Raw genomic sequence first — 10,089 nt, forward strand, 5'->3', positions numbered from 1 at the left:
GGGCGGACGGGCCCAGGGCAGACGGGGGCGGACCGCCCCCGGACGAGCCGTTCGCCGGACTCGTCTCATTGCGGGGTACGAGCCGCATCGGGAGCCGGTTCACCCACCTCGGGAGGCAGGTCGGTTCGTGGCCCCGCGTCCGACGGCACATGACGGGACCAGGGCCGGCCACTCACCCGTGCTAGAAAAGCACATGCGTTTTCGATTGCTCGGACACCTTGAAGCGGTCGCCTCCGACGGGTCCTTGATTGATTTCCCGGGTTCCCTGGGGCGTGCCGTCATCGCGAGGCTGATCCTGGCCGAGGGGCGTCCGGTGCAGAGCGAGACCCTCGTCGACGAACTGTGGGGTGAGCGGACGGCGAAGAATCCCGTCAACGCTCTGCAGGTGCAGATGACAAAACTGCGTACTTCCTTTGCCGCCCGAGGCGAAGAGGGGCGGATCGTCATGCGGTCCGGCGGCTACCGGTTGATCCTTTCGGAGCACGACCGTGTCGATGTCACCGAATTCGAGGACCGGATTCTCCGCGGCCGGAAGGATCTCCGCGAAGGGAATCACACGGAGGCGGAAGCACTGCTGCGGGAGGCGCTGGCACTGTGGCGGGCTCCCGCCCTCAAGGACCTGACCGGCTTCTTCTTCGACGCGGAGCGCGCCCGGCTGGAGGAGCTCCGGCTCACGGCCAACGAGGATGCCGTCACCGCCGGCATGGCACTGGGAAAGTCCCGCGAACTCGTCGTGGAACTGGCGCATCTGGTGGCCGCGCATCCCCTGCGGGAAAAGCCTCGCGCTCAGTTGATGCTGGCGCTCTACCGCTGCGGACGGCAGGCCGAGGCGCTCGCGCTCTTCCGCGACGGACGGCGTCTGCTGGACTCCGAGCTCGGACTCGCCCCGTCTCCCGATCTGGAGGCGCTGCACAGGGCGATCCTTTCGCACGACCCTGCCCTCCGGGGACCCGGCGGTGCATCAGGCACCCCGGAGGCTTCCAGGGATCGTCCGCATCACGCGACGGCGGAAGGGAACCTGATGTTTCCTCCTGGCGCGTTCGTGGGACGCGTCGGCATGCTGCGGAGTCTGCGGGCGGAGATCGGCCGTCAGCGCCTCGTCACGGCCGTCGGCCCAGGAGGTGTGGGCAAGACCCGGCTCATGCTGGAGGCGCTGTCGCGACGGGGCGACGCCGGCGCGGCCGTCTGGTGGATCGACCTCGTGGCCGCCGGAAAGGACGGTGTGCTGTCGGCCCTTGCCTCCGCACTCGGTCTGTCCGAGAGCTCGGTCACGGCGGACCAGTATCCACTCGGCCCTCTCGAGCGGATCGTCTCCTATCTGCAGGAACACACGGCGATCCTGGCCTTCGACAATTGCGAACACGTCCTGGACGAAACGGCGCTTCTCGTGCAGAAGCTGCTCGACACCTGTCCGTCGGTCACGATCGTGGCCACCAGCAGAGAACCGCTGAGCACCTCCGGCGAAGTGCTCTTCCCGGTGGACCCGATGGCCGCGGAGGAAGCCGCCCGGCTCTTCGCCCTCCGAGCCTCGATGATCGACCCGTCGTTCGACCAGGACACGGCGAGGGACCACGGGGTCGTCGAACTGTGCCGTCGGCTGGACGGACTTCCGCTCGCCGTCGAACTCGCCGCCGCGCACGTGAGACTGCTGTCCGTCGCGGAAATCGCCGAACGGCTGGACGACCGGTTCGCCCTGCTGGTCAAGGGAGCACGCACCGCCCCCCGCCGGCACCGGACCCTCCGCGCGGTTCTCGACTGGAGTTACGCCCTGCTCAGCGGCTCCGAGCAACTGGTGCTGGGCGAACTCGCCCTGCGCGTGGCCGGCTGCTCCGTCGAGGACGCGGAGAAGGGCGGACCGCCGCCTTCGGAGCCCGCCTCGGGGGACACCGCCGGCGTTCTTCACGTCCTGGGTCAACTGGTCGACAAGTCACTGATCTTCACTGTCCGCACCGCCGGCGGGACCCGTTTCCAGATGCTGGAGACGGTACGCGAGTACGCGCTGGCGAAGCTTGCGGAAAAGGGAGAGCTGGCGCCGGCCCAGGACCGCTTCGTCGCGTGGTCGCTGGGGTTCGTCAGAGAGGGCCACAAGGGCATGCCGTCGCGGGAGCAGGCCTACTGGTCCCGCCGTGTCACCGAGGAGTCCGCGAATCTCAGAGTCGCCTCGGAACTCATGACGCGCACGGCACGGGTCGCCGACGCGCTTCGTCTCGAATCGTCTCTCGGATACTTCTGGTACATCCTCGGCCGTGAAGAAGAGGGAATCGACCGGCTGACCCGCACCCTGGACGCCTACGACACGGCCATGCGGACCGCCCCCGGTCACCGGCGTCCGGCACCCGAGGAGGAGTGGGCCCTCTGCTACGTCTTCGTCTGGCTGGCCTGGCTCAACCATGTCTCCGGACGGCATGACAGCGCGCTGAAGTACGAGGAGCGCTACAGCGACACCTGGCGGAGTGCGAGGAATCCGGATCTGGCCGTCGTGGGTCCTGTCTGGGAGGCCCTGCACGCGCGGCTTGCCGCCGAGGAGGGCTGGGAGGCCCGGTTCGCGGCGGCCGACGCGGGGATCGCCGGTACGGAGTTCGGCTGGGACCGGGTCGCCCTGCACTACGCCTGGTCCACCTACTGCCTGCACGCGGGAGACGCGGACGCGGCACGGGAGCACGCGCTGACCGGCATCGAGGTGTCCAAGGCCATCGACGACCCCGTCACCCTGTCGGTCTGCCTCACGGCCCGCGGCGACGCCGAGGAGAGCGTCGGCAGGAGGGACGCGGCCCGGGAGTCGTGGAGCGAGGCCTGCGGTGTCTTCCGGTCCATAGGCGCGCGGTCGCGGTGGGCCTACCGAGCGTTGCGGCTCGCCTTCCTCGATGTGGGAGAAGGACACATCGACTCGGCGGACAGGAGACTGTCCGAAGTGGAGAAGGTCGCCTCCGAGCTCGTCTCGTACGACCTCAGGGCGGCCGTCGCCAATCTGCGCGGGGTGGTCCTGGCCGGCCAGTCACGCTTCGACGAGGCCGAGGCCGTCTTCCGGGAGGTCTGGTCGTCACCGACCTCCCCTCGTAACCGCAAGGCGGTGGCGGGTCTTGCGCTCGCCACCTGTGTGCCGCCGTCGCGCCCGGAACCTGCCGGGGGCGCGGACCCGCAGGAAATCCTTCTCGAGGCCGGGCGCCTGACCGATCTGCTCATGGAGCCCCTCACCCGGAAGGCGGTCGGCTGTCTTCTCGCCGACATCACGGAGGGGCGACACGCAGTGCCGACCCGGGGACATCCCCTCCACGAGCGCCTGTCGGGCTCGCCGTCCGTGTTGGCCGCCTTCTGGTGAGTGTGGGGGCAGCGGCCGCAGCGGAACGAGGTTCCCGCTCAGGAGTGGGTGTAGCCGCGCTCGGCCAATGCGGTCCGCAGGGCTCTGAGGGCGAGGTGGGTGCGGGACTTGACGGTGCCGCGGGGTATGCCGAGGAGCTGGGAGGTCCGTTCCACCGAGTGGTCGAGGAAGTGGGCGTGGACGAGGATCTCGCGGTGCTGGAGGGAGAGGTCCGCCAGGGCTTCGCGGACGATCTTCTTGCTGAGGGCGCGTTCCAGGCCTTCGGGGCCGGGCAGGTCGGCGAGGGTGGTGTCGTCGGTCTCCGGGGGGCGGGCCCGGCGGGCGCGGTGGCCGTCGATGACGAGGTTGCGCAGGACGGTGACGAGCCAGGGCCGCACCCCCTCCGCCTCGGGGTCGAGGACACCGGCGTGCCGCCAGGCCCGCAGGACGGTCTCCTGCACCATGTCCTGGGCCTGATGGGTGTCACCGCACAGCAGCCCGGTCGCCACTCTCGCCATGAACATCCCGTGCTTGTCGTAGAGGGCACGCACGAACGCCTCGTCCCCTGCCCTGTCCCGGGTACGGCCGGTCGGTCGTTTCTGGTCCGTGCCCCGGTTGCCTGTGCTGTGTCTCATGCCCGCGTTCCCCGCGCGCCGACAGAGAACGGAGGGCGCGCAAACTCGTTGAAAGCTGAACGGGCCAACCCTTGAGGGGACTGCTTGCCAACCGCTTGCCGTCCGCTTAACCGGCACCCAGCTGCGAGGACAGCCGCGCGAAAGGGGAATCAGCACCCATGACCGGGCGTCGCGCAGGTCGCCTGATGTCGCATGCCGTCCGCTGCTGTTACGGGGAGCACCACGAGGAGGTTCACAGCCTGCCGCGCCGAGGGCGGAGTTCGTACGGTGGGTCCGCCCCGGTCGGTGGGCCCGGATCAGCGGTGCCGGCCGGGGCCGTTCAGTACTCCGCTGAAGCAGACCATGACGAAGGGGTTGCCGGAGAGCCATTCATGGACCCGGTCCGCCGCGGTCTCGTGGCCCGGACCGGACCGGTGGCAGGCGTCCACCTCGTCCAGCAGGACGGCCACCGCGCGGTGGGCCAGCGGTTCGAGAACCCGGGCGTGGGCCCGGTGTGCGCGCTCCAGCCACATCCGGACGTCGTCCGACGCGGAGGGAGCGGACAGGCCCGACGTCGCCACGACGGCCAGGCCGACGGCGGAGACCGCTCTGCGGTCGAGCGGCGCCATGGGGCTGTTCCAGACGCTGCTGAAGATCCTCCGCGCGTCGGAGAGGCGACGGTCGTGGAGCGCGAGCACCGCGCGCAGGATGGCGGTCGCGGCCCGCAGGTCGTCCGCACTCAGTTCGTCCGCGAGCCGGTCCAGCTCCGCCAGCCGTGCTCCGGCCGCGTCGAAGGCTCCTTCCGCGATGTCCAGGCAGGCGATCCTGAGCGCGGTGTACGCGTACAGGGCCCGCGCGCCGATGCGGCGCAGAATGCGTGCCGCTTCGGTCCAGTGCTCGCGGGCCCGGTCACGGAGTCCGCCGCTTTCCTCCGCGTCGCCGCAGGGGACGAGGGAGAACGCCCGCGCGAAGTCGTCGGACGCGGCGCGTGCCGCCGAGACGGCGGCCAGGCCGCGGCTGCGGGCGCCCTCGACGTCCCCGTGCTGAAGGCAGTGGAACGACCAGTTCGCGTAGAGGACCGTCCGGTCCCAGTGGAAGTCGGTGCCCTCGACGCCCTTCTCCGCCAGGGTGAAGAGCTCTGCCACGTCGTCCTGCCCGTTCAGCATGGCGTGCATCGGCTCGAAGCAGGGCCCCAGGACCGCGAGGTCGGGGTTCTTCGCCTGCCGCCATTCCGTTCTGAACCGGTCGATGAGGGTGCGGGCCTCCGCGTGCCGGCCGACCACGTGGTTGAGCCAGACGAGCCAGGCAAGGGTGTAGAAGAGCGCCCGCTCGTCCTCCGCGGTGGGTGCCGCGGCCTGCATTCCCTGTGCGGAGTCGAAGGCCTGGAGGCCGCGCTGCAGACGCTCGATTCCCTCTTCTTCACGGCCGCTGATGTGCCAGTAGTAGCCCAGCCGTGCTTCCAGCCAAAGGACCTGGGCCGTCCTCGACCTGTCCAGCATCAGATCCGAGGCGGCCCTGATGTTGGCGGACTCCGCGGTGAGCCGTCGGACCCACTCCCCCTGGTCGCCGGACGCGATCCCGTCGCCGCCCTCGCGCACGAAGTCCAGGGCCCACGCCATGAGGCGTTCCTCCGCCTCGGCCGCCCTCCCCTCGTCGAGGAGCCGGGCCAGGGCGTACTCACGGACCGTCTCCAGCATGCGCAGCCGGTTGCCGTGGGGCGTGGGCACGGAGAAGAGGAGGGACTTGTCGACCAGTTGCGCCAGCACGGGCAGCAACTCGTGCCTGCACTCCGCGTCCAGTGCGACCGCGGTCTCCGCGACCTCGACGGAGCACCCTCCGACGTACAGGGCGAGTTCCGTCAGCACCCGCTGCTCGGTCACGTCGAGCAGTGCGTAACTCCAGTCCAGCACCGCACGCAACGTGCGGTGACGGGCCGGTGCCGTCCGTTCCCCCTTCGTCAGCAGCGCGAAACGGTTGTCCAGCCGGGCCTCGATCTCCCGCACCGACAGCAACCGCACGTGGGCGGCGGCCAGTTCGACCGCCAGCGGCAGGCCGTCCAGCCGGCGGCACAGCGAACGGATGTCCCGCACCCCCGCCTCGTCCGCGAGGAACGACGGGTCGATCATCACGGCACGCGCGGCGAACAGGTCCGCGGCCTCCGTCTCCGGCATCGGCGCGAGCTGGTAGAGCACCTCGCCCCGAGTCCCCAGCGGCGCCCGGCTCGTGGTCACGACCCTCAGCGAGGGGCAGCTGCCCAGCAGCGTGCCCGCCAGTGGAGCGACCGCGTCGAGCACATGCTCGCAGTTGTCGAGGGCGAGAACCGCGTCCCGTCCCGCGAAGAACGAGGCCAGCCGCCGGTGCGCGTAGTCGTGCGGCGGCTGGTCCGGCCGTACCGACGCGTCCGACAGGCCCAGGGCGCCTGCGACCGCGGGCAGCACACCCGCTTCCTCGGTCGAGGCCAGATCCACCCACCACACGCCGTCGCACGAGGACTCCAGAACCGGGCCGGCCTCCAGCACCAGCCGCGTCTTGCCCACTCCCCCGGGCCCCACCACGGTGACCAGCCGCTCCCTGCCGACCGCCTCGCAGAGCCCCTCCAGGTCCCCCCGCCGGCCCACGAACGGGCCCAGCGGACGGCCCAGATTGCCCTTCTTCGCCGGCGACGCGACATCCACGGTGACGGCGTTGACCGCTCCCGGAGCCCGGACCGACGGATCGTGCCGCACGAGCGCCGCGTGCAACGACCGCAGCTCCAGCGACGGAACGACCCCCAGCTCCGCCCGGAGCAGCCGGCGCCCCTCCTCGTACACCTCCAGCGCATCGGCCAGCCGCCCGGAACGGTAGAGCGCCAGCATCAGCCGCTCACGCAACCGTTCACGCAACGGCGAGACGGCCACCAGCGCCTTCAGCTCCGGCACCAGCTGTTCCGCACGCCCCAACTCCAGCCCCGCCGCCGCGACATCCTCCAGCGCGCCCAGCCGGAGATCCTCGAGACGCGACCTCTCCGACCCGAACGCCCGGCCCTCCAGATCGTCCAGAACCCGCCCACGCCACAACGACAGCCCCTCCCGCAGGGCGGTCTCCGCCTCCCGGTAGGCACCGGCCTTCAGGCAGTCGTGCCCCCGTCGGACCGCGGTCTCGAAGCGGAGCGTGTCGAGTTCGTCCTCCGGCCTGAGGTCGACCTGGTAGCCCCCGTGACGCGACAGCAGGCGCTCGCCCTCGCCCTGCGCCGCGAAGGCCGAGCGGAGTTTGGTCACCTGGACCTGCAGGGCATTGACCGGATCCTTCGCCTCACGCTCCGCCCACAGGTCGTCGATGAGCGTGTCCCGCTGGACGACCGCTCCCCGGGCCAGGAGCAGCCGCGCGACGATCGCACGGGAGAGGACTCCGGGAAGCACGACGGCACCACGGTCGGTAAGCAGTTCAAGGGGACCGAGGAGCCGGAAGCGCATGACGTCCTCCTTCGTCTTCCGGCCTGTGAACCAGGATGTGCCACGGGGCCGGCGCCGCGGGCGGTCAGGCTAGTCGCTCCGGGGAGTGTCCCGGAGACGGCTCGCGGCCCGCGGCGGCACAGAACCCCGTACCTCGGCCGATCAGAATCCGGTGAGAGTGGTCTTGCCGATGGCTGCGCCGGTCTCCTGGACGCGGTGGGCCTCACGGAGGTTGGCGGCGTTGACCGGGCCCAGGTCGCGGGTGGCCGTGGTGGTGAGGATGCCGGCGTCGACGAGGCGGGCGACCTGGGTGAGGATGTGGTGCTGCATGCTCTGGTCGGCCGTACGGAACATCGACCGCGTGTACATGAACTCCCAGTGGAAGGAGATGCTCTTCGCCTTGAGCACTCCGAGGGGCAGCGAGTCGAAGTCGTCGATGGCGACGATCCGGCCGAAGGGGGTGAGCGCCTCGGCGTACGCGGCCAGATTGCGGTCGGTCGCAATGGTGCCGAACACGAAGTCGATGCCGTCCGGGGCCACTTCGGCCAGCTGCGCCACAAGGGGCCGGCGGTGGTCGACGACGTGGTGGACACCCATCCGGCGCGCGAAGTCGACGCTCTCGGGCCGCGACGCCGTACCGATGACGGTGAGGCTGGTGAGGGCGCGGGCCAGCTGCGCGGTGATCGAGCCCACGCCGCCGGCGGCCGCGGTGATCAGCAGGGCGCCGGTCTGCTCCAGGGCACCCGTGCGCAGCCCCAGCCGCTCGAAGAGCCCCTCCCATGCCGTGAGCGAGGTCAGCGGCAGCGCGGCGGCCTCGGCGAAGGAGAGGGTGGCCGGCTTGCGGGCGACGATGCGCTCGTCGACCACGTGGTAGCGGGAGTTGGCGCCGGGGCGGTCCAGCGCACCGGCGTAGTACACCTCGTCGCCCACGGAGAAGAGTTCCACCTCGCCGCCGACGGCGACGACGGTCCCGGCGGCGTCCCAGCCGAGCACCTTCGCCTCCCCGCCCGGGTCGACGTTCTGCCGGATCTTGTAGTCCACCGGGTTGACGGCGATCGCCTCGACCCGCACCAGCACGTCACGGGGGCCCGGCTTCGGGGTGGGCAGCGTGACGTCGACCAGGCTCTCGGCATCGTCGGCGGGCAGCGACTTGCGGTACGCGACCGCGGGCATCGTCGCGGGGATGTCGTACGTGTCGTTCATGGTGGTCGGGCCTTTCCACGTGTGCGTGATCCGAGAGCTGCGGACGGTGCCGCTCCGCTTCAGATACATCGAGAGGACGTGGTCGCGCCGACAGGACACGCGCGGGGGTCCGCGACTTCGACCACGTCAGCGACAGTACGAAATGGATAGTGGTTACCCGCAAGGACCTATAGTTCCCATTGGGTACTATCGCTGTATGACGACGACAGCACACCTGTGCGACGACCCGAAGAGCGTCTACCTGGCCGCCTGCCCCTGCCGTGACATGCTGGATCTGCTCGCCAACAAGTGGAGCGCCCTCGCCCTGGGTGCTCTGGAGGACGGGCCCCAGCGGTTCGGGGCACTGCGTGCACGTCTGCAAGGGGTGAGCCCCAAGGTGCTCACCCAGACGCTGCGCCGCCTGGAGGATCACGGCCTGGTCGACCGCGAGATCTACCCGGAAGTCCCGCCCCGCGTCGAATACAGCCTGACCCCGCTCGGTGAGGACGCCTGCCGGCCGCTGGCCCACCTGCGCACCTGGGTGGAGGAGAACATCGAACGGTTCCCGGCGTCCCACTGACACGGCGGCTCCACGGCCGTCACACCGCACCGTGCCCGCAAAGGCCCGCCGCGGTGAACCACCCCCGCCGCCCGCCCGTATCCCTAGCGGCTGGGACACTTCCCCCCTCGTTCCCGGCCGCTCCGGACCCGGCCTGTCTTCCCCCGGCGCACGCCGGGTCCGGATCTTCTCCTTCACTCGTCGTTCATCGCGTCGGTCAGGCTCTTCGGGCGCATGTCGGTCCACGTGGCCTCGATGTACGCGTCACAGTCGTCGCGGGGAGCCGCGCCGAAGACGACGTCCCAGCCGCCGGGCAGGTCCACGAATACCGGCCAGAGCGAATACTGGTGCTCGGCATTTCGCAGTACCAGGTATTCGGCATCCGGGTCCTCGAACGGATTGGTCATGGGACTTCCTTCCTAGTCGATCACGCGATGTCAGTGGCCTCACAGGTGCCCACCCTCGTCGTCTACGGCGGCCAGCCGGGCGAGGTTCACGGATCGGCCGGTCTGCCGCGGCCGGGGTGTTCGGCTCCGTCGTGAACCGTTCGGGCCCGCTCGTCGTAGACCAAACGAGTCGCCGGGGGAACGGAGACCATTCCAGGAGATCGCAGCGTGAAATGCGAACAGGAGAAGTCACAACTGGCTGCCTATGTCATGGCAGCCCTCGATTCCGAGGAGTCCGAAGGCGTCGGCAGACATCTGCGCGCATGCCCGGCCTGCGCGACCGAAGCCGGCGACATCCTCGCGACGTTGTCCGGTCTCCGAGACCTGCCCGAGGAAGAGCTGCTCGGTGACTGGTCCGGCAAGATTCCCGAACTTCGGGAGGCCGCGGTCCGCGCCGTACTGGCGGAGGCCGCCGCGATGCCTCCGCTCCCCCCGGCTGCGGACCGGCAGCGTTCGAAGACCCGCCGGAGCCGGCCCTAGCCCGCGCTGCAGACCCGTCGCCCTGCCTCGGTGAACCTTCGTCCGGTCAGGTACGTAGAGACGCAGGGCAAAGATGCGC

Annotated in this window: 7 protein-coding genes; 3 read left to right on the forward strand and 4 right to left on the reverse strand. The window is 70.2% G+C overall.

The window, feature by feature from the left end:
• Positions 1-244: 244 nt before the first annotated feature.
• A complete protein-coding gene (locus KVT45_RS04925) occupies positions 245-3,319 on the forward strand; it encodes a BTAD domain-containing putative transcriptional regulator (protein WP_254646291.1) in 3,075 nt (1,024 codons plus the stop codon).
• 38 nt (positions 3,320-3,357) lie between these two features.
• Here KVT45_RS04925 and KVT45_RS04930 read toward each other — a convergent pair whose 3' ends face one another.
• From KVT45_RS04930 to KVT45_RS04940, 3 genes are all read right to left on the reverse strand, one after another.
• A complete protein-coding gene (locus KVT45_RS04930) occupies positions 3,358-3,933 on the reverse strand; it encodes a sigma-70 family RNA polymerase sigma factor (RefSeq protein ID WP_217545218.1) in 576 nt (191 codons plus the stop codon).
• Positions 3,934-4,229: 296 nt separating this feature from the next.
• Complete coding sequence (locus KVT45_RS04935; protein ID WP_217545219.1) at positions 4,230-7,364, reverse strand: BTAD domain-containing putative transcriptional regulator; 3,135 nt, start codon at positions 7,362-7,364, stop codon at positions 4,230-4,232.
• A 141-nt stretch (positions 7,365-7,505) separates the two neighbouring features.
• Positions 7,506-8,546, reverse strand: a complete 1,041-nt coding sequence (locus KVT45_RS04940) for a zinc-binding alcohol dehydrogenase family protein (protein WP_254646292.1) — start codon at positions 8,544-8,546, stop codon at positions 7,506-7,508.
• A 196-nt stretch (positions 8,547-8,742) separates the two neighbouring features.
• Between KVT45_RS04940 and KVT45_RS04945 the strand changes: the two genes are divergently transcribed.
• On the forward strand, positions 8,743-9,105 hold the full coding sequence (locus KVT45_RS04945) for a helix-turn-helix domain-containing protein (RefSeq protein WP_254646293.1): 363 nt from the start codon (positions 8,743-8,745) through the stop codon (positions 9,103-9,105).
• A 173-nt stretch (positions 9,106-9,278) separates the two neighbouring features.
• Here KVT45_RS04945 and KVT45_RS04950 read toward each other — a convergent pair whose 3' ends face one another.
• The gene (locus KVT45_RS04950) at positions 9,279-9,491 is read right to left on the reverse strand and encodes an MbtH family NRPS accessory protein (RefSeq protein ID WP_217545220.1); all 213 of its coding nucleotides are present in this window, start codon (positions 9,489-9,491) and stop codon (positions 9,279-9,281) included.
• A 207-nt stretch (positions 9,492-9,698) separates the two neighbouring features.
• On the opposite strand from KVT45_RS04950, the gene KVT45_RS04955 reads away from it, so the two are divergent.
• Positions 9,699-10,010, forward strand: coding sequence for an anti-sigma factor (locus KVT45_RS04955; protein ID WP_217545221.1), 312 nt, complete (start codon positions 9,699-9,701; stop codon positions 10,008-10,010).
• The last annotated feature ends 79 nt before the right edge of the window (positions 10,011-10,089 follow it).

The organism is Streptomyces sp. GbtcB6, from assembly GCF_019091475.1.
Lineage (GTDB): Bacteria > Actinomycetota > Actinomycetes > Streptomycetales > Streptomycetaceae > Streptomyces > Streptomyces hyaluromycini.

Coding starts and splice junctions, on each gene's coding strand:
- KVT45_RS04930 (WP_217545218.1), bottom strand. CDS start 3,933: ATGAGACACAGCACAGGCAACCGGGGCACGGACCAGAAACGACCGACC.
- KVT45_RS04940 (WP_254646292.1), bottom strand. CDS start 8,546: ATGAACGACACGTACGACATCCCCGCGACGATGCCCGCGGTCGCGTAC.
- KVT45_RS04935 (WP_217545219.1), bottom strand. CDS start 7,364: ATGCGCTTCCGGCTCCTCGGTCCCCTTGAACTGCTTACCGACCGTGGT.
- KVT45_RS04945 (WP_254646293.1), top strand. CDS start 8,743: ATGACGACGACAGCACACCTGTGCGACGACCCGAAGAGCGTCTACCTG.
- KVT45_RS04950 (WP_217545220.1), bottom strand. CDS start 9,491: ATGACCAATCCGTTCGAGGACCCGGATGCCGAATACCTGGTACTGCGA.